Source organism: Haladaptatus litoreus, assembly GCF_900156425.1.
GTDB classification, from domain to species: domain Archaea; phylum Halobacteriota; class Halobacteria; order Halobacteriales; family Haladaptataceae; genus Haladaptatus; species Haladaptatus litoreus.
Genome location: NZ_FTNO01000001.1, coordinates 880,046 through 900,229, shown reverse-complemented (window position 1 = coordinate 900,229; position 20,184 = coordinate 880,046). Strand labels below are relative to the sequence as shown.

The following is a 20,184-nucleotide window of genomic DNA, read 5'->3' as shown; positions in this document are numbered from 1 at the left end:
GGTCGGAAAGTTGTAGTTTTACACGGATTCCGATTGAGCACATTATTTATCCGTGGCCCAAGACCCCACGGGTATGAGCGACGAAGATTACCGAATCGAGGAGGACAGCCTCGGGGAAATGCAGGTACCGGCCGACGCCTACTGGGGCGCACAGACCCAGCGCGCAGTGCAGAACTTCCCAATCTCGGGCATCACGTTCGGACGACGGTTCATCCGCGCCCTCGGCGTGGTGAAGAAGGCCGCGGCACAGGCAAACCGCGACCTCGGCATGATAGAGGAGGACGAGGCGGAAGTCATCATTCAGGCCGCCGACGAAGTCATCGCGGGCGAACACGACGACCAGTTCCCGGTTGACGTGTTCCAAACCGGCAGTGGCACCTCCTCGAACATGAACGCCAACGAGGTCATCGCCAATCGCGCCGCCGAAATCTACGGCAGTGAAGTCGGAAGCCGAGACATCCACCCGAACGACCACGTCAACTTCGGCCAGTCGAGCAACGACGTGATTCCGACCGCGATGCACGTCTCTGCGCTCGAAGCAGTCGAAAAAGACGTTCTTCCGGCACTCGACACTCTCCGAGAGGCACTTGCTGCGAAAGAAGAGGAGTACGACGACGTGGTGAAAACGGGTCGCACCCACCTTCAGGACGCAACCCCGGTTCGCGTCGGACAGGAGTTCGGCGGCTACCGAACCCAAGTCGAGAAGGGACTCGCCCGTATCGACCACACGCGCGACCATCTCGCCGAACTCGCCCTCGGCGGTACCGCGGTCGGGACCGGCCTGAACACCCATCCGGACTTCCCGGAACTCGCCGCGGAGTACATCAGCGAGGAAACCAACGTGGAGTTCCGCGAGGCAGACAACCACTTCGAGGCGCAGGCCGCCCACGATGCGATGGCGGAAGCCCACGGCGCGCTCCGAACTGTTGCCGGGTCGCTCAACAAAATCGCAAACGACCTTCGTCTGCTGGCGTCCGGTCCGCGAAACGGACTCGGGGAGGTTGACCAACCTGAAAATCAGCCCGGCAGTTCCATCATGCCCGGCAAAATCAACCCGGTCGTCGCGGAGGCGGTCAATCAGATGCACAAGCAGGTCGTCGGCAACGACACCGCGGTGGAGTACGGCGCAGCGGAGGGCCAAATCGACCTCAACCTGTACAAACCGGTGTTGGCGCACAACTTCCTCCAGTCGGCGGAACTCATCTCGAACAGTAGCACCGTGTTCGCAGAGAAGTTCGTCGGCAAACTCGACATCGACGCGGAACACTGCGAGACGCAGGTCGAACAGAGCATGGCGCTCGCCACCGCGCTCAACCCGCACATCGGCTACGACAAGGCGTCGAAAGCGGCAAAGGAAGCCCTGAAAGAAGGCAAGACCGTCCGCGAAGTCGTCGTCGAAAAAGGCTACCTGAGCGAGGACGAGGCCGACGAAATCATCGACCCCGAAGCGATGACCCACCGCGGTATCCTCGGACAATAAGTCGATTTACGGTTCGTATTTCGAGTCGGGACTCGAAATCGGTTCCGTGGTCGCGGTTCGTTTCGTGGCGTCGAAATTCGTTCCGTTTATTCGAAATCCGTTCCGTGACCCGACCGCCGATTTCGGCGGTCGGGTCAGAACAGGTTAGTGAAGAACGACACCACCGAGTTGAGGATGGACGAGATTCCGTCCCACAGTTTTGCGAAGAAGCCTTTGCTCCCCTCGCTGTTCACGTCCGACGGATTCGAAGTCGTCCCTGTCGTGGTTCCTTCGCCACCGTTCGTCGTTTCGTTTCCGGTCGTCTCCGTCGTCCCCGAGCCACAGCCGTTCGACGTTATCGTGGCTTTCTCGTTCATCTTCAGTTTCGTCCGCGTGGGATTGTTCGCGTTGCCAGAGAGCACTTCCCATTTGTTCACTTGTCCCTCGTATTCGCTCCCCTGTTGGTCGGACAAGAGGGCCTGTCCGTTGAACTGGGGATGTATCGTGAACTCGAAGTCGTTACCGAGTCCGCGGTACACTGCTCCGTCGGAGCGACCACCCTGCCACGTCCAGTGGATGGTCGCGTTCGCAGTTTCCTTGCCGTTCCAGTTCCGATGTTTCGAGTAGTCGAACGTATCGTGGTTCGTCGAATCGTCGTAGCTGTCGTCTTTGACGACGAACTTCCCTTGCACGGGAAGGTTGGTGATACGGAACGACACCGCACCGCCACCGTCGCTGTCCAGTTTGTCGTGCACCATCACGAGGCTCAGTCCCTTCGGGCCGTCGTAGAGGAACATGATGCTGGTGTCGTCACGCTGGAGGTTTTCTGTTCCGAACGAGGCGTACTTGTACGACATCGGGTCGGTGTCGGGCGTGCGGTAGTCGTAGAACTCCTCTATGGGGAGTCCCGAAAGCGAGAGTGGTTCAATCGGAATGCATTTCCCACCCTGTTTGATAGCGAACTGGGAGTTACCGTTCGATTGGGCCGCACCTGTCGACGAGACGCCCCCGAGTACGGCGGTCGAGGCAATGGTCGCCTTAACGAATTGGCGACGGGCAATAGTTGTCGAGTTCTCGGTCATGCTGTCCACGAATAGTACGGTCTGCTGATGTCTTTGTTCCACGCCGACTGATTCACATCAGAGTAGCCCGAACGAATCTGTACGGGTAGCCTTCGAAAGAAGTAGGACGACGATAGCATCGAATCCCGAGAGCGTAGGTCGAGAATAGCACCCGATTCGGAGCGAGTAGGACGAAAATAGCACCCGACAGCGGGCATATGTGGGGCCTACTTTTATACGCCGCCTCCCCCGATGTGCAAGCATGGAGACACTGAACTCCCGCGTCAGAATCGTCTGGTTCGCGGGCGTCCTCACCACGACAGCATTCGTCGGAGCGGTGCTGTTCGCGGTACGTCGATTCGTGTTCGATATTGCGGTCTGGCTTCCTCTCGCGCTTGCAGTCGTAATATTCGTTTTCGGTGGTATCTACACGATTTTTAAATATCGCGTCTGGCGGTTCGAAATCCGCGACGACGATTTGTATCTCGAACGCGGCGTGTTCACTCGCGTTACGACGGTCGTTCCGTTCGTTCGGGTTCAACACGTTGACACCCAACGCGGCCCCATCGAGCGGTTGGTCGGACTCGGAAGCGTCGTCGTCTACACCGCCGGGTCGCGCGGCGCGGACGTGACGATTCCCGGTCTGACGCCCGAACGGGCGTCAGACCTCCAGCGCCGCCTTCGGAACCTCGCAATCGAAAGCGAGTACGAGGACGCGGTATGAAACTCCACCCGCTCTCGCTACCCTACCGACTGCTCACGAGGAGCATGAGCCTCGCGCTCACCCTCTTTTTCGTCGGAACGACGCTCGCGGGTGCGGTGGAGTCTATCAGCATCGGCATCGTTCTCGTCCTCGTCGCCGCCGGACTCCTCGTCGCTGGACTCTGGGAAGTCGTCTACTACCGCCGGTTCGACTACGTCCTCACCGACAGCTCGCTCGACATCGACTCCGGCGTCATCTCGCGACGACGACGGGAGATTCCACTGCGACGGATTCAGAACGTGGACATCAGCCGAAACATCGTGCAGCGCGTGCTGGGAATCGCGCTCGTGGGGTTCGAAACCGCGGGCGGCGGCGAGACGGAAGCCAGCCTCAGGTTCGTCGCCTACGACGAAGCGAGGCGACTCCAGCGCGAAATTCAGCGCAGAAAGCGAGGAGTCGCTGACCGCGACGAAGAAGAGGAAATCCAACCCGACGTGCTGTACGAAATTCGCTCGCCGGAACTGCTCTTGTTATCCGCGATTTCGATAGAACCCCGCGTCTTCGGACTAGTCTTTTTCATCGTTCCGTTTTTCACCGGCATGAACGAGGCGTTCGGCGGCCTGTCGTTTCTGTTCGGACTCGCTCAACTGCTGCTTTCCGCGCTCGTCCTCTGGGTCGCCAGCGCGATGGTGACGTTCGCGCGCTACTACGATTTCACCCTGCTGCGCGTTGACGACGAACTCAGATACGAACGCGGCCTGCTCCAGCGCTACGACGGGTCGATTCCCCTCGACAAGATTCAGACGCTCACACTTCAGGAGAATCCGCTCATGCGACTCACCGGATACGCGACCCTTTCGGTCGAAACTGCAGGCTACGCGCCCGGACAAGGGCCCTCCGGCGGGTCGGAGGCGGCGATTCCTCTCGCAACCCGTGAGCGCGTTCTCCGGTTGGCTCACTCCATCGAATCGTTCGACGACCCGACCTTCACTCGGCCACCGAAACGAACCCGACGCCGGTACATCGTCAGATACGCGCTGGTCGTCGCGGGACTCACGGGACTGGCATTCGCCGTAGACTGGTTCACGGGACTGTTCGAGTTCTGGTACGCCACGCTCGCGCTTCTCGTCCTCGCGCCGGTCGCCGGACAGTATCAGTGGAAACATCGCGGCTACTACGCCGGAGAAAACCACGTCCAGACGAGAAACGGCTTCTGGCGCAGACGAATCCACGTCGTCCCCTACTACCGAGTGCAGACCGTCATTCAGCGCGAAACCATCTTTCAGCGCCGATGGCGATTGGGAACCGTCTTCGTTGATACGGCGAGTTCGGTCGGATTCGGTGGACAGGAGGCCCACGCCGCCGACATCGACGTGAACGATGCGGGCGAGTTTCGGGAACTCGTCCGGCGGAGACTCGGACGCCAGATTCAGGAACGGGCGGGTCGCGCTCGGATGAGAAAAACAGAACCAGAACAGTTCAGCAGTGAGTAACGGCTTTTACGCCTTCTCCTACACTTCAGAAACGGCTTCCACGGCGACAACGACTCGTTCTAATTCGTCGTTTTCGTCGTGAATCGGTGCCGCGCTAACCGAGTAGAGGTCCCACTTTCCGCTAGGACTCTCGTAGCCGAATCGCTTACCTCGGACGCTCGTCTCGTCCAGAAACACTGGCCTGAGTGGGTGATTTTCGTCCAGCAACGGGTCGCCGTTTTTATCGGTAAGCTGCCACTGCGACGAATCGTAAGTTCGGTCCGTTATTTCCTCTTCAGTGATCTCGAGCAGTTCTACCATTCTGTTGTTGGCCCGTGTAATTGCTCCCTTGGCGTCGAGGATAGCGACACCGACCGGACTCATCTCGAACACCTGCTCCAGCACCTCCTTTTCCCTGCGGTGTTCCGTTCGAATCCGGTCTTCGGCAGTGATATCTCGGAAGAAAACGGAGAGTCCTTCCTCGGAGGGGTAGGCGTGAACTTCGAACAGCGTTTCGAGGGGGTCGAAGTACGCCTCGAACGTGGTCGGTTGTTGTGTTTCCATCGCGTTTCGGTACTCGTCTTCGAACTGTGAGTTGACGGCATCGGGAAATTCGTCCCAGACGGATTTTCCGAGCAGTTCCGCTTCGTCTTTGTCCAGTAGTCGTTCGCCTCTCCCGTTGATAAACGTGAACCGCCACTCGTCGTCGAGCGCGAAAAAGGCGTCCGTCACCCGTTCGTAGACGGTGTGTATCCGACGTTGGTACGATGTGGCGGCTTGCTCCGCGCGATACTGGCTGACGACGTTTTCGATGCGGTTTGCCAGCACCGCGTACTGGTCGGCACCGGCAGCTTTCTGGAGGTAATCCGTGACGCCCGCGGAAATCGCCTCGCTGGCGATTTCCTCGCTTCCCTTGCCCGTAAAGAGGATGAACGGAAGGTTCGGAAATCGCCCTCGAACCGCTTCTAGAAATTCGAGACCGTCCATCGAACCCATATCGAAATCGCTGACGATACAGTTGACCGCTAAATCGGTGTCGAGACGGTTACAAGCCACTATCGGGTCGGTTTCGGTGTGGATTTCTGCGTCCGGGAGATATTGAGCTAACAGCGTCGTAGAAAGGCGGACTCGCGCAGGGTCATCATCCACGTGCAGGATTCGAATGGGCGTGCTTTCGGCGAGATTTCCTAGCGCGAGGAAATCGTTCATACGTGGGTTTCTGTCCGTATTTGATTTATATTTTCTGCTCGTCCGCGAGCAGTCTTGCTATTTTGCGTTTTGGAACCGGTAAAATAGGTGTGGTATTCTCTCAATTTCACATAGTATATATGGCAGGAATCTTCCGTCCGTTCGACTCGTTTCTCCCCCGGTCGCCACCCCGAACGACTCGTGCGAACTGGACGGTTTTTTACCCCTCCACGTCTCACGTCCCACCAATGAGCGAGTACGATTACGAGGACCTCGGTCTGGTGGCAGGGCTAGAAATCCACCAGCAACTCGACACCGAGACGAAACTGTTCTGTGGGTGTCCGACCGAACTGCGCGAACCCGAATCGTCGTCCCGAACGTTCACCCGGTATCTACATCCGACTCGGAGCGAACTCGGCGAAATCGACGACGCGGCCTTGGAGGAGAGCCAAATCGACCGCGAATTCGAGTATCTCGCCTACGACACCACCTGTCTCGTCGAAGAAGACGAAGAACCGCCGCACCGACTGGACGAGGAAGCCAGAGAGGTCGTCCTCGAAATCGCCCAACTGCTCGACATGGACGTTATCGACCAAGCCCATCTCATGCGGAAAATCGTCGTTGACGGGTCGAACACGTCCGGATTCCAGCGTTCGACGCTCGTCGCAACCGACGGCGAAATCCAAACGAGCGACGGCCCGGTCGGCGTCGAAGATTTGATGCTCGAAGAAGAAAGCGCCCAGCGAATCGAAGAGCGAGAAGAAGGCGTTCTCTACAGTCTCGACCGACTCGGCATCCCGCTCGTCGAAATCGGCACGAAACCGGACATCAGTTCGCCCGAACAGGCCCGCAAGGCCGCCGAGCGAATCGGGATGCTCCTGCGCTCGACCGGCCACGTAAAGCGCGGCCTCGGCACCATCCGACAGGACGTGAACGTCTCCATCGCGGAAGGTGCCCGCGTCGAAATGAAGGGTGTCCAGAGTCTGGACGACATCGACGACCTCGTCCGCAACGAGGTCGGGCGACAGGTCGAACTGCTCGCCATCCGTGACGAACTCCACGACCGAGATGCGGAAGTCGGCGAAGTGCAAGACGTGACGAGCGTCTTCGAGGACACCGAAAGCGGCGTCATTCGCGGCGCACTCGATTCGGGTGGCAAAGTCACCGCAGTTCCCCTGTTCGGCTTCGACGGCCTCGTCGGGCGGGAAATCCAGCCAGACCGCCGCCTCGGAACTGAACTCTCCGACCACGCCAAACGCCACGGTGCGGGCGGTATCTTCCACACCGACGAACTTCCGGCCTACGGCGTCACCGAGGACGAAGTTGCCGCGCTCCGCGATGCTGTGGATGCTGACGATAGCGACGCTGTCGCCATCGTCGCCGCGAGCCCGGAGGTCGCAGACGGCGCAATCGAGGCCGCCGCAGACCGCGCGGAAGTCGCACTTGACGGAATTCCCGAGGAGACCCGCGGTGCGAACGAGGACGGAACGTCGCGCTACCTCCGCCCGCTTCCGGGCGCGGCGCGGATGTACCCCGAAACCGACGTTCCGCCGGTCGATTTGGACCCAACAGAAGTCGAGACGCCCGAACTGCTCACCGAGAAGGTCGAACGCTACCAATCGGAATTTTCGCTCGGCGCGGGACTCGCCGAACAGGTCGCTTACGGTCGCCGGATGCCGCTGTTCGAGCGCGCCGTCGAAACCGGCGCAGACCCGACGTTCGTCGCGGGACTGTTGGAAAGCACGGTGACGGAACTCCGGCGTGAGGACGTTCCGGTCGAGAATCTGGACGACGAGCATTTCCTCGCCGTCACCGACCTCGTCAGCGACGGCGACTTGGCGAAAGAGGGCGTCAACGACGTGCTGACGCTTCTCGCCGAGAATCCGGAGCTGTCGGCGGAGGAGGCGGTCGAAGAGGCTGGCCTCGCTGGTGTCGGCGAAGACGAAGTCCGCGAGGCAGTCGTCACTGTCGTCGAACGAAACGAGGAACAGGTGGAAGAAGAAGGCATGGGCGCGTTCTCCGGCCTGATGGGCGAATGTATGGGACAACTGCGCGGGAAAGCGGATGGTGACCTCGTGAGTCAGGTGCTCAGCGAGGAAATTCAACAGCGAGCCTGATTCGACAGCGCCTCTGATTTCGATTTTTGCCAGCAGGATTTTATCGGGTGGGCACGAAAAATCGGTGTGAATGTTCCAATCGAATAGCCGTCTCTCCGGCGGCAATTTGCCGTCTCTCCAGCGGAGGACAATTGCGTGAGTTCTGACGCGGAGGTTGACCCGACCGGGGCCACGCTCTCCTACGGAAATATCCTCGAACGCGAAATCAACAACGCGCTGAAAGAAATCAATCGACCCTCGAAAGGGTTGTTCCTCTCCGGGTTGGCCGCTGGACTCAACGTGAGTTTTGGCGCGCTGTTCATGGGGATGGTGCTCACGTTTTCTCCGTCGTTCCCATCCCCGTTAGTCAAGCAGTTTCTCCTCGCCGCCGCCTCGTCCGTCGGCTTTCTGTTCGTCGTTCTGGGTCAGACGGAACTGTTCACCGCGCACACGACGATGGGCGTTTTGCCGGTGCTCGACGGACGAGCCTCAAAATCCGAACTCGGCGAACTGTGGGGCGTCGTCTACGTCTCGAACCTCCTCGGCTGTGTCCTGTTCGCGGGATTCATCGCGCTTCTCGGCCCGGCCCTCGGTATCGCGGAACCCGCGGCGTTCGGAACCCTTGCGAACGCACTCATTCCGCTTCCAGCGTGGGTCATCTTCCTCTCCGGCGTCATCGCGGGGTGGCTCATGGGACTCGTCACATGGCTCGTGGCCGCCAGTCGGGACACCGTGAGTCGAATCCTGTTCGTCGTCATCGTCACCACCGGAATCGGACTCGGCCCGTTCCATCACTGCCTGCTCGGAACCACGGAAGTGCTGTCCGCGATGTTCATGGGACAAGGCGTCACGCTTGGCGATTTCGGTCACTTCCTCGGCTGGACGACGCTCGGCAACGTGGTCGGCGGAACCGTCTTCGTCGCGCTCGTGAACTACGGCCACGTCGCGCTCTCGGAAGATTACGAAGTCGAGGACGAGACGAGCGAAGACACGCCCGATACGGCCAGCAATGATTGATTTCGAGTTGCCATGATGGTTTGAATCACCACGATTGGTCAACTGCCCCTACTACTGACTGCGGAATGCGCCGCAGAAACGTTCTGCAGGGCAATTCGGAATACCGGCGTTAGGAACAGTCGAGTCATTTCGTCAAATCAGTTATCAGTTCGTTTTTCGCCGTCATTTCGTTGACCAACAACAGCAGTCCGTGAACCGCGACGAGAACGACGACGGCAACGAGAATCAGGCCGCCTTCGATCGGACTGGACAACAACCCGAGCGCGACGATGAGCGTCGTCGCGCAGGCTGGCGGATGTCGAACGCGGAACGCCAACATCCCGCCGACGGTGAGGACGATGGCGATACAGCTACTAGCGGCGAGTCGAAGCCCCGGCATCGAAAACGGCGGCACGTGCGTCGTCATCGTGACGCCCCCCGCAAGGAGATGATAGGCGAGCAACCCGGCGACGACGCCGATTGCGTGACTGCCGACGACCCGTTGGGAGTCGCTCGCCTCCCCGTCCGGAAACATGGCCAGCACGAACGCGGACGGGCCGAGGCTCGGAAACAGCATCGGAAAGCCGGTTAACCACGCGAACACGCCGAGTACCGCGATGAGAAACCCCGTGTGAACGCTCGTTGCCACCCGCTTGTCCATGTGCTCACTCTCCTATCGACCAGTAAAACGACCCCGGTATCGAGTCGTTAGCGAACGACGGTGACCGGAACCGGCGAATTTCTGACGAGCGTTTCCGCCACGCTCCCCAGCAGGATTCTGGAGACGCCCGACCGGCCGTGGCTCCCCACGAACAGTTGATCGATGTCGTTTTCGTCCGAGAACTGAACGACGGTTTCGGCGGTGTCACCCGATTCGGTGACCGTCTCGACGGTTGCGCCGTGCTCGTCCGCCCTCTCGCGCACCCAGTCGAATATCTCGGGCGAATCGTCTCTCTCTCCGTAACTCTCGCCGAGCGGGTCGGTGACGTGCAGCGCGACGATGGTATCCTTCGGAAAGAGGCGAAGGACGTGTTCGACCGCTTTTCGCGCCGGTTCCGAGTCGTCCACCGCGATGAGAAGTCGTCTGGTCACGGCGGAACAGATGGTGTCGAGTCACGTAATCGTTGATGCCGAGATACTAAGACGACGGGCGTGCGGGCCGAGAGCGATGAATCGCTCTCGGCCCGCAGTCGTTCGACTCGTAGTCAGTATCGGCCAACAAACGACTCGAATCTATCTCTATCGACCGGCGGTTCGCCGCACCGCGGCGACCGCCTCTCGGGAAACGACCGACCAGCGCGGTTCGCTGACCCGCTGTGAGAGGTAGTAGGCACAGGCGACAAGAACGACTGCGAAGGCCGCGTCGGTTATCCAGTGGACGCCGAGATACAGCGTCGAGAAGACGATTGCGACCGTGAGAACGCTGATGGTGTAGGCGTAAGCGGTACCCGCCTTTCGGGCGTACAGCGCCGCGAGAACCGACAGTCCGGTGTGGAGGCTTGGGAACGCCTTGACCAGCGTATCGGTCGAGAAGATGCCGTGTTGGATTGCCGGGTCGAGTTCGTACATCAGCGGTTCGACGGTGGTCAGGTACAAAGAGGACACCTTCACTGGGAAGAGGATGAAAAAGGGCACCGACAGCAGTACGAGGAACACGTAGGCGAGCGCGTAGCGTTTCGCCTCCTCCTCGTCGTGTGCCTTCAGTTTGAAGTAGGTGAACAGCACGACGAACGGGAACCCGACGAGATACACCGCGGTAAACAGGAGCGTCAGCGGCGTCGAGGCGATTCCCTGAAACGTGGCGACAGTTGCGCCTTCGATGGCGTAGACGAACTCAGTGAAGGTTCGTCCGGCGTGGAAATGAAGTGCGAGGGTGTTGACGATATTCGTGACGACCCACGCCACGCCGAGGTATTTCCAATCGGTTTTGAGGAAATCGCGGAGTAGGGTGCGGAGACTCGCATCCGGCAAAAACACGATTTTCCCGACCATGAGTGTCGCGATGCTCGGAACCGCTACCAGCAGTGTGAACTGGGTTCCAAGGGGAAGGGAATGAAAGTGGAGGGCAGACAGCATGCTACCAGTTACTCTGACGACACGACATAAAGTAGTTACCTATCGTTGCAGGTCGTTCGACGCACGTCTGACGCCTCTGTGCGCTGATTTGCCCGACGGACGATACCGCGGAGCGTCGTAATCTCCCGACCAGTCGGGTGTGCTCGCCCGATTATCCTCCGAATCATTCGCATGGCCTTGGGTCGCTTTTCCTCTGGATGGCCGCTGCTTTCGAGCAGGTCGGCGAACGTCTCGTAAAAGCCCTCGATTTCCGCTTCGTTCGCGCGCTCCCGCTCGACATCGGGCAGTTGGCACTCTTCGACGGTCAAATCGCGGAGTTCGTACAGTGTGACCGTTGCGGCCTGTCCGAGATTGAGAGCAGGGTACTCCGCGCTGGCCGGAATCGAACAAACTTCGTCTACGCGCGCGAGTTCGTCGTTCGTCAGACCGTTCGCTTCGCGTCCGAAGATGAGGACGGTTTCCGTCTCGACTTCGGCCAAACTGTCCGCCAACTGGCGCGGCGTCGTGAACGGAAACCGAACGTGGCGACTCGCGTCCTCGTTCGTCGTCGCGGTCATCCCGACGGTGTGGTAGTTTTCGACCAACTCGTCGAAGCTCACCTCGTCGTAGTTCGGCAACACGTCGTTCCGGGCTTGCGCGGCGAAGCCGTAGGCGTCGCCGTCGCGCTCGATTTCCGGCGGATTCACGAGCTTCAGGTCGTCCATTCCAAAGTTTTTCATCGCCCGCGCGATGGTGCCGATGTTGCCGGGTGTCTCCGGTTCGACGATGGCGACGGCGGGTTTCATTTCGGATATTCCTGCGAAATGTCCACGTCGCGGAGGTTGATTTTCTCCTGTTCGTCTTCGGGCAGTTCGACGTTTAGCTCTTCGAGGTCGGGTTCCGGCGGTTCCGGCAGATCGTCGGGGTCGGTATCGACGTGTTCCATCGAACCGTAGCCTTCTGGTGCGCGCCCGCCGTCGGCGAACCATTCGTGGAACTCGTCTTGCAGTTCGTCCTCGCCACGGAACTGCTCGCCGCCCTCCTCGAAATACCAGTAGAGGAAGTCGGATTCGTGTTCCGAACAGACCGAGATTTCGGAGAGCGGTTCGCCGTACACGACTTCGGTCACGTTGCAGTCCGTGAGGTTTTCGTCGCCGTGCATTAGCCAGCAGGCGTCACAGGGCGTGCCGACGAGCGCGGTTAGCCGTCCGAGTCGCTTTTGCGTATCGTCGGAGATTTCGTCCATCGGTCGGTAGTTGCCGTCCTCGGTGAACACCTCGTCCTCGTCGAATCGCCAGCCGCGAAGCCCGATACTCACTTTACCCATTATGCCTCCGTAACGACTGCAAGGACAAAAAGAGCGTGTCTGTGGGCCGGCGGATGAAACTTCCGCACCATCGTTTCACAGCATCACCATACGATATTAGATAATGATTTTTATCGCCCAATATCTGTTTGATAATATATCTGGGAAATTATATATTGTATGAGTAAAATATTAGCCCATGGCGCAACAAATGGGGCGAAAGACGACTGGAGTCGAACTCGATTCGGACATCGAAGACGGCCTTCTCGACACGGAATCCGCAAACGACGATGTAAACGAAGCGCGCGAGGGACTGCTCGAACTGTACGAATCGTCTGGGGAAATCGCCGAAAGCGTCGGCGAAATCGCGGCGCTTTCGAGCGAACAGTCCACCGGAATGAAAACCGTCGCGACCGAAGTGTCGGAGCTGAGCGCCGCGATTCAACAAGTTGCCGCGTCCGCCGAGCAGGTTTCTGCGGCGAGCGAACAGGCGCGCGACCGGGCAAAGGACGGGCAGGACTCCGCGGAAGATGTCGTTTCGGCGATGGAGACGATACAGCAGTTGACCGCGAACGTCGCGCGTGACGTGTACACCATCCGGGAAGGTATCGAGGAAATCGGCGAAATAACCGAAATCATCAACACAATCGCCGACCAGACGAACCTCCTCGCGCTCAACGCCTCCATCGAGGCCGCCCGCGCGGGCGAAGCAGGCCGAGGGTTCGCCGTCGTCGCGGACGAAATCAAGGAGTTGGCGACACAGTCACAAGAACAGGCCGGGGACATCGAAGGAATGGTGACGAGGATTCAGGGAGATGCGGAAAGTGCTGTCACGCGATTGGACGAAGGCGAAGAGGAGATAGAAGCCAGCATCGAACAGGTCGATGTCGCGATGGACAGCCTCGACGAAATCGGCGAGGCTGTCGAGGAAGCGACGCTCGGCATCGAAGAAGTTGCCGACGCGACGGACGAACAAGCCGCCAGCGCCGAGGAAGTCGCGTCGATGGTTGACCAAACGGCACAGAACGCGACCACGATTGGCGACGAAACGGGCGAAGTCGCCGCTGCCGTCGAAGAACAGACGATGGCAATCCGGGACATCAACGACGCGATGGAAGAGATGGCCGAGTAACATTTACCGCTACCATCCAAATTTTTATCTCTTTTCGGTTCCATCAGTTATCTAACAATGCGTCCCGCAGAGATTTCGTTCCGTGGTGGGGGTAATTCGCCCGATTTCCACGACGTTCTCTCCGAATTCAAGCGACAGGGCTGTAATATTCTCGTCACGGGGCGAGTCTCTGAAACAACGACGAACCGGACGACGATACAACTTCTCGGGGCTTCGACGGAAGAGAGAAAGCGCGTGCTGGTGTTTATGGGAAAAACAGCCAAATACGCAAATTCGAAACTTCCCGCCGGAACGACGACCGACGACTCGAGCGTCTGGGTCATCGACTGGGGTAACGACGAGCGCGCAATCGTCGATTCGATACCCATGCCAACGATTCCGAACTCGACCAGTTCCTCGGACGACCCGCTCCGCGAACTTCGTTCGGAAATCGTCACCGCGGTTAGCTTCTACGACGAGTGGGCCGACGGACTCGGTTCCGCGGAACTCCGCCTTTCACTGGACTCGCTCGTCAAACCGCTCGAACAGCACGACCAATCGGCCGTCGAACGATTTATTCGGACAGTGACGGCCCTCATCAGGGGCGTTTCGGGAATGGCCCATTATCACCTCCCACTGCCCGACGACGGAGACATCGTCCAAGAGTTATCCCCGCTGTTCGACGCCCGCGTCGAACTGCGCCAGACGGACAGTCTCGTGCCGGAACAACGATGGCACGTTCCACAGTACGACCAAATGACGAACTGGGTGCGACTATGACTGACGTCTCTTTTTCGACCGACATGAGCAATTCGCCTCGACCCGAGTTCGAGACGATTTCGGACCCGTTCGGCGTGTTAGTGTACGACCCAATCGAGCAGATTCGGTTCGAACTTCACACGTCTTCGTCTCCGACCCTTCGTCCCAAGAGTGTCGATAACTACCAGTTCCCAGTCACCTCGGCGGTGACGTTTTCGACTGACAGAATCGTCGTGCCGAAACTGCTCGGCGTCTATGGTCGCAACCAAAATTTCGAAATCGTATTCAGTTGGTCTGGCGAAACAGAACGTTCCGCTTCCTCTCGCGGCGCGTCCTATCTAGAGTTTGATGTCCTCCCAATCAAACTATATCTTGCTGTCAACAGTCCGGTGACGATATCCGCCACCGGATCGAACACGGTCATCGAACTGGGATCGGAGTCAGTCGTAACGCTCGGTGCCCGCTCCCTCCACGAACGCCCTGCCGGGACGATAACGGTTCCCGACGATGTGGATGCCACGATGCGAGCAGTTTCGCTCCTCGGGTCGGCGCTGAAAACGACGAGTCCAGAACGCTCGTTTCCGACCCTGCGAGGCCACCCGCCGACCATCGAACGCGGCGAGAAATTCTCCGTGTCGGATGGTATCGAACGCCCGGATACCGGGGTCGAACTGGTTATCCCACCGACCCGTGAATACGTATATCCCGCTACGTCGCTCGCGTACTATCTCGGCGCAAAGGTCGTTCCTGGAACCAGTCCGCGTCTCGTTGCCAACGGGGCAGAGTACGAACTTGATGGGCCAGCAGGCTACGAAACCGAAGTTGGGCGAGCCCTTCAGCATCTGTTCTTTCTCGACTGTCTCACCAGAACTGAAGGATTGTATCAGATGCCACTGCACGAGCGTCAGCAAGTCGAATCACGTATCGACCTCGATTACGCCGCGCTGTACGAGATGCCACTTGCGGAGCGACTGGCGGCGTACTTTTCCGTCCCGTTCGAACTGCTCGAAACGAGCAGTCCGAAGTGGCACCTCACGACAGACGTGACACCGACGCCCGAAAACGTCGAAGTTCTCCCGTTCATTGCGGACGACCTCTCACTCGTGCGCTGTCCGACGGAACCGAAGAAAAATCCGACGCGAGCACCGCCGACGAAAATCGGTGATTTCTGTCGAGGCACGGAGTCGGAGTCGGAATCGGAACCACGAGCGATGCCTCCCGATCGACTCACCGTCGAACCGGAACCGACCGACAGCGTCGAGCACGCGTGGGTCGGCGAGGGATGCCCGCTCGGAAGCAACAAAGTGACGCTCACCTCGCTTCAGCGGCGCATCGAACGAACCGCTCCCGACCGGTCGAACATCCGTATTCGGGTGGTCTGTAACGACGAAGCGATGCGAGCCGAAGGAATCGTCAAAGAAATGTACGGCTTTCGGAAGTTAGTCGACTACGACGTCGAGATTGCATACGACCTCACAACTACCGAACTTCGTGACCTATTGGCGAGTCCCATCGACTTCCTCCACTACATCGGTCACGTCGATTACGACGGTATCCAGTGTGCGGACGGAATTCTCGATTGCCGTGACATAGAGAACGTCCAAGTCAGAACGTTTCTCCTCAACGCCTGTCGGTCATACGAGCAAGGAACCGAACTGATAGAAAAGGGAAGCCACGCAGGCGTCGTCACCCTCTCCGACGTTTCCAACCCGACCGCGACGAAGGTCGGGCGAACTCTCGCGCGTCACCTCAACGTCGGGTTCCCGTTCCGAGTCGCACTCTCAATCGCCAGAAAGCAAACCCTTTCTGGCTACGAGTACATCACGATAGGCGACGGGGGAATGTCGCTTTGCCAACCGCAGTCCGGGGCGTGCTATTACGGTCACGTCTCGCGCACTGACGAGGAGAAATATTTGCTCGAACTGCGGTTATACGTCAACCAGCAGTTCTCTATCGGTATGTACAATGACGTCCTTTTGGACGTTACAGAAAACGTGTATTTAGGCTCCGGCACACTCGACACCTTCGAACTGACCGCAGAGGAACTGGATGGCTTCTTCGAACTGGAATCTATGCCGTTTGAGTACGACGGTGACCTCTACTGGAGCGACGACATCACCGCGGCCGACCTCTGCTGAGACGGACTAATTTTTATCCTTGCACTGCACTCGTTTACATATGCAGAGTGTCTCCGAAACCCGGCAACGTGCTGAACCTATGCATGGTTTGCCATGGCAGGATTCGTCTACTGTGGTTTTCGGATACGACTACCAACTAACGGAGTGGGTTCGAGATGGCTGATTCGATTTCGCCGACTGGTAGAGACAGGTCGTCTGTTCCGGTGTTCGATACAATTACGAATCCAATAGGTGTCGAGATTCACGACCCGATAGAGAAAGCTCGGTTTGAGTTCTATACGCCAAAAGCGGTTTCACTGCGATCTGCGAGTACGGACGGGTTTCCGTTTCCGATGGATTCTGCAGTCGAATTTTCGACGGCGACGATTTGTCTTCCGAAACGGGTCGAAGTCAACTTTTGGAAAGGAAACGATACTATTGAGCACTTTAATCCGAGTGTAGGTTTTCTATCGATGCCAAAGAGAAAATATTATCTGACGTTTGGAACATCACCGATGAAAATCTACATTGGTGTGGAATCCGCTGTGGATGTGACGTGCAGGGATGGAAACACCGTAATAGATTTCAATAGGGAGCAGTCAGTACGTGTCGCTGCCCGGTCACTGCATCGACAACCTTCAGATGTAATAACAGTCACCGAGGATGTTCGAGACGTAATGCGAGCGGTGTCATTGTTTGGGTCGGCACTGAAAACCACGAGTCCGGAGCGGTCGTTTCCGACGCTACGTGGCCATCCACCACTCATTGAATCGGGAGCCGAATTTTCAGTACCGAAATCCATCGAACGTCCCGATACGGAAATCGAAATCGAAGTTCCACGAGAGTATGCCTCAGTATATACAGTAACGCCACTCGCGTTTTATCTCGGTGCGAAAGTCGTTCCCGGACAGTCCCCTCGGCTTGTTGCTGATGACTTCGAATATTCACTCACGGGGTCTGCTGATTTCGAACAAACGGTCGCTGATACGCTTCAGCAAGTATTCTTTCTCGACTGCGTAACACGAACCGAGGGGTACTACGATTATACCATACAGTCATGTCAGGCGGTGAAAGAACAGCTCGACATCGATTTCACCGATTTGTACGACTCCTCACTTGCAGAGCAACTCACAACATATCTCACCATTCCCTCAGAAATACTCGAACCGCACATGCCACAGTGGCATCTGACGACCGATATTGTCCCAACGCCTGAAAACATTGGAATTCTTCCGTTTGTTGCGGATGACCTCTCACTCGTTCGTTGCCCGGCAAAGCCGACGGGAAAACCACTCCGTCCACAACCTCCTGCAGTCGCAGAATTTTGTCGAACTACATCGATGGACGGAGAGTCAGACCCATCGAGTGAGTTGGTTGTAGAGCCAACGCCGACAAACACTATGGAGCATGCGTGGGTTGGTAGGGGATGTCCGCTCGGAAGTAATAAACTCACAGTTGACTCTCGGCGGCGGCGTATCGAACAAGAACCTGCCGAACAATCGGATATCCGGATTCAAATTGTCTGCAACGACGAGGGTATGAAGGCAGAGGACAAAGTAAAAGAACTGTACGGCTTCCGTGACCTCGTAAAGTACGACGTTGACATTGCATACGACCTGACAACAGATGAACTTCGCAAAATGCTGAACGAGCCGATTGACTTTCTTCACTATATCGGCCATGTTGATCATCAAGGAATCCAGTGCGTTGATGGAACGGTAGACACAACGACACTCGAAACAGTTGGTGTGCAAGCATTTTTACTCAATGCCTGTCGGTCATACAGACAGGGAGAAGCATTAGTTAAAAAGGGAAGCCAAGCAGGCATAGTCACTCTTTCAGATGTGGCGAACAGAAGTGCAACGAAAGTAGGACGGACGTTAGCTCGACTTCTCAATGCGGGATTTACACTGCGAGCTTCGCTGTCGTTCGTACAAGAAGAGACGCTAACTGGGCACCAATACATCATCGTTGGAGATGGTGGAATGTCACTTTGTCAGGCAGCGTTTGGTGTTTGTCCATATCTAGAAATTAAACCGAATAGGGACATATTCATTGTCAAAGAATATGTCTCTCTTGTCCCCCAATTCGATACCGGTGCAATATATCAATACTTTCACGGAGATAGTGACACGTTCTACTTGTGTCCTGGTCATATTGACACATTTGAAATGAATGCTGATGAACTGAATTCTTACCTGAACAAATACGACCATCCTGTCGAATACGACGGCGACTACTACTGGAGCGACGACATCACCGCGGCCGACCTCACCTGAAAGGGCCGACTTTTATTCTTCCTCTTCCCTGACTTCGAGTATGCAAAACGTCTCCGCCGGAGGACTCGAAATCGGCCCGGCGCATCCGCCCCGAATCATGGGCGTACTGAACGTCAGCGAGGAATCTCCCTACGACCCAAGTGTCTACGATAACCCGGTAGACGCCGCCGAATACGTCGATTCCGAACTTATCGGTGAAGGTGCCGACATCGTCGATATCGGATTAGAATCGGCGAACAAGCGGTTCGAAGTGCTGACCGCGGAGGAGGAACTCGACCGACTCGACACCGCAATCGAAACGGTTGAGCACGCTGACGATGCGGTGTTCTCCATCGAAACGCGCTACGCCAAGGTCGCAGACGAAGCCCTCTCGCGGGGATTCGACATGGTCAACGACATCTGTGGGTTCGCCGACCCGGAGATGGCATCCGTCTGTGAAGCCCACGATGCCGTCGTCGTGAAGATGGCCAGTCCCCCGGATTTGCAACGCCCCGGCGCGATAGCGCGCGTGGACGACATCTACGATGCACTGGCGCGCGAACCGCTGACCGACAAAACCATCCTCGACCCGGCGTTCGGGGGCTGGAGCGAGGACAAAACGCTTGCGGACGACCGGGAAACGTTCGACCGACTCGGGGAACTGCGCCGGTTCGAACGCCCGATTCTCGTCTCCATCAACCGGAAGAACTTCCTCGGCGAAGTCGTGGGAAGGGACACCGAAGACCGCCTGCCAGCGAGTCTCGCGGCGACGGCGCTGGCGGTCGAACGCGGTGCCGACGTGATTCGAACGCACGACGTGAAAGAAACGCTCGACGCCGCGCTCATCGGCCACGAGTTCGGGCGCGAAAGAGCGGGCGAGTAACTCGTATGAACTTCGTCGACTGGGAACCCGTCTATCGAAAAATCCTCGCCGATTTCGGCTTTTCCCGAGACGACGACGAACGCGCCCGCGACGTGCTGGCTGACTTTGTAGAACCGTTCGATAAATCCAGATTCGACGCCCTCGCCGGGAAAACAGTCGCTATCGCGGGAGCAGGGCCGTCGCTCGAAAACGAACTCGACAAAGCCAGAGATGCGGATACGGTGCTGTCGGCTTCGACTGCCACCGACGTGCTCCTCGACGCCGGAATCTCCGTAGATTGTATGGTGACCGACCTCGACAAAAATCCGGAAACCGCCCGCGGGTTGACCGAACAGGGGATTCCGGTCGCGGCGCACGCCCACGGCGACAACGTCCCCGTAGTCGAATCAGTCGTCCCGACGTTCGACGTGAATCACGTGCTGGCAACGACGCAGGCCGAACCGCGAAGTTCCGTTGAAAACTTCGGCGGGTTCACCGACGGCGACAGGGCGGCGTTTCTGGCCGACCATTTCGGAGCAGAGGAACTGATTTTCCTCGGGTGGGATTTCGACGACCCCGGCGTTGACGCGATGAAACAGAAAAAATTGCAGTGGGCGGAGCGTCTGCTGTACTGGTTGGAACAGCGGCGTGAAGAGCGATTTTCGGTGCTCGACGGTCGGCGTGAGGAAATCGACGCGAGTTGGCTTCCGAAGTAGCGATATCGCAGATTTCGCTATCGAA

The 20,184-nt window shown here is 57.9% G+C and carries 17 protein-coding genes and 1 pseudogene; 11 read left to right on the top strand and 7 right to left on the bottom strand.

Going from position 1 to position 20,184, the window contains the following annotated elements:
• Positions 1-73 precede the first annotated feature (73 nt).
• Positions 74-1,480: a class II fumarate hydratase gene (locus BW974_RS04590; RefSeq protein WP_076428418.1), complete on the top strand. Its 1,407-nt coding sequence runs from the start codon at positions 74-76 to the stop codon at positions 1,478-1,480.
• Between the two features lie 134 nt (positions 1,481-1,614).
• Here BW974_RS04590 and BW974_RS04585 read toward each other — a convergent pair whose 3' ends face one another.
• Positions 1,615-2,541 (bottom strand): hypothetical protein, encoded by a 927-nt coding sequence (locus BW974_RS04585; RefSeq protein WP_076428416.1) that lies wholly within the window; start codon positions 2,539-2,541, stop codon positions 1,615-1,617.
• A 241-nt stretch (positions 2,542-2,782) separates the two neighbouring features.
• On the opposite strand from BW974_RS04585, the gene BW974_RS04580 reads away from it, so the two are divergent.
• Positions 2,783-3,244, top strand: coding sequence for a PH domain-containing protein (locus BW974_RS04580; RefSeq protein WP_076428413.1), 462 nt, complete (start codon positions 2,783-2,785; stop codon positions 3,242-3,244).
• Positions 3,241-4,716 carry a PH domain-containing protein gene (locus BW974_RS04575; protein WP_076428411.1) on the top strand — a complete coding sequence of 492 codons (1,476 nt, stop codon included), beginning with the start codon at positions 3,241-3,243 and terminating at the stop codon, positions 4,714-4,716. The genes BW974_RS04580 and BW974_RS04575 overlap by 4 nt, the downstream gene beginning before the upstream one ends.
• An 18-nt stretch (positions 4,717-4,734) precedes the next feature.
• Here BW974_RS04575 and BW974_RS04570 read toward each other — a convergent pair whose 3' ends face one another.
• Complete coding sequence (locus BW974_RS04570; protein ID WP_076428409.1) at positions 4,735-5,904, bottom strand: hybrid sensor histidine kinase/response regulator; 1,170 nt, start codon at positions 5,902-5,904, stop codon at positions 4,735-4,737.
• A gap of 227 nt (positions 5,905-6,131) precedes the next feature.
• Between BW974_RS04570 and gatE the strand changes: the two genes are divergently transcribed.
• Entirely contained in the window at positions 6,132-8,000 is a 1,869-nt protein-coding gene (gatE, locus tag BW974_RS04565) for a Glu-tRNA(Gln) amidotransferase subunit GatE (protein WP_076428407.1), read from the top strand.
• A 135-nt stretch (positions 8,001-8,135) separates the two neighbouring features.
• The gene (locus BW974_RS04560; RefSeq protein WP_076428405.1) at positions 8,136-8,996 is read left to right on the top strand and encodes a formate/nitrite transporter family protein; all 861 of its coding nucleotides are present in this window, start codon (positions 8,136-8,138) and stop codon (positions 8,994-8,996) included.
• Positions 8,997-9,120: 124 nt separating this feature from the next.
• On the opposite strand, the gene BW974_RS04555 is transcribed toward BW974_RS04560, so the two are convergent.
• The 5 genes from BW974_RS04555 to BW974_RS04535 all read right to left on the bottom strand — a co-directional run bounded on the left by BW974_RS04555 (position 9,121) and on the right by BW974_RS04535 (position 12,357).
• Complete coding sequence (locus BW974_RS04555) at positions 9,121-9,636, bottom strand: HPP family protein (protein WP_076428403.1); 516 nt, start codon at positions 9,634-9,636, stop codon at positions 9,121-9,123.
• Between the two features lie 47 nt (positions 9,637-9,683).
• Complete coding sequence (locus BW974_RS04550) at positions 9,684-10,067, bottom strand: universal stress protein (protein WP_076428402.1); 384 nt, start codon at positions 10,065-10,067, stop codon at positions 9,684-9,686.
• A gap of 147 nt (positions 10,068-10,214) precedes the next feature.
• A complete protein-coding gene (locus tag BW974_RS04545) occupies positions 10,215-11,051 on the bottom strand; it encodes a phosphatase PAP2 family protein (protein ID WP_076428400.1) in 837 nt (278 codons plus the stop codon).
• Positions 11,052-11,086: 35 nt separating this feature from the next.
• Complete coding sequence (locus BW974_RS04540; protein WP_076428398.1) at positions 11,087-11,836, bottom strand: RNA methyltransferase; 750 nt, start codon at positions 11,834-11,836, stop codon at positions 11,087-11,089.
• Positions 11,833-12,357 carry a DUF8114 family protein gene (locus tag BW974_RS04535; protein ID WP_076428396.1) on the bottom strand — a complete coding sequence of 175 codons (525 nt, stop codon included), beginning with the start codon at positions 12,355-12,357 and terminating at the stop codon, positions 11,833-11,835. The genes BW974_RS04540 and BW974_RS04535 overlap by 4 nt, the downstream gene beginning before the upstream one ends.
• A 178-nt stretch (positions 12,358-12,535) precedes the next feature.
• Here BW974_RS04535 and BW974_RS04530 point away from each other — a divergent pair, with 178 nt between their 5' ends.
• The 6 genes and pseudogenes from BW974_RS04530 to BW974_RS04505 all read left to right on the top strand — a co-directional run bounded on the left by BW974_RS04530 (position 12,536) and on the right by BW974_RS04505 (position 20,159).
• Positions 12,536-13,468 (top strand): methyl-accepting chemotaxis protein, encoded by a 933-nt coding sequence (locus tag BW974_RS04530; protein ID WP_139328814.1) that lies wholly within the window; start codon positions 12,536-12,538, stop codon positions 13,466-13,468.
• Positions 13,469-13,525: 57 nt separating this feature from the next.
• Positions 13,526-14,227, top strand: a complete 702-nt coding sequence (locus BW974_RS04525; RefSeq protein WP_076428393.1) for a DUF7504 family protein — start codon at positions 13,526-13,528, stop codon at positions 14,225-14,227.
• A gap of 23 nt (positions 14,228-14,250) precedes the next feature.
• A complete protein-coding gene (locus BW974_RS04520) occupies positions 14,251-16,344 on the top strand; it encodes a hypothetical protein (RefSeq protein WP_139328813.1) in 2,094 nt (697 codons plus the stop codon).
• A gap of 155 nt (positions 16,345-16,499) precedes the next feature.
• Positions 16,500-18,602, top strand: a complete 2,103-nt coding sequence (locus tag BW974_RS04515; RefSeq protein ID WP_076428389.1) for a hypothetical protein — start codon at positions 16,500-16,502, stop codon at positions 18,600-18,602.
• Positions 18,603-18,642: 40 nt separating this feature from the next.
• A pseudogene (gene folP / locus BW974_RS04510) lies at positions 18,643-19,452 on the top strand (dihydropteroate synthase); the annotation flags it as partial.
• A 17-nt stretch (positions 19,453-19,469) separates the two neighbouring features.
• On the top strand, positions 19,470-20,159 hold the full coding sequence (locus BW974_RS04505; RefSeq protein ID WP_076428385.1) for a 6-hydroxymethylpterin diphosphokinase MptE-like protein: 690 nt from the start codon (positions 19,470-19,472) through the stop codon (positions 20,157-20,159).
• The last annotated feature ends 25 nt before the right edge of the window (positions 20,160-20,184 follow it).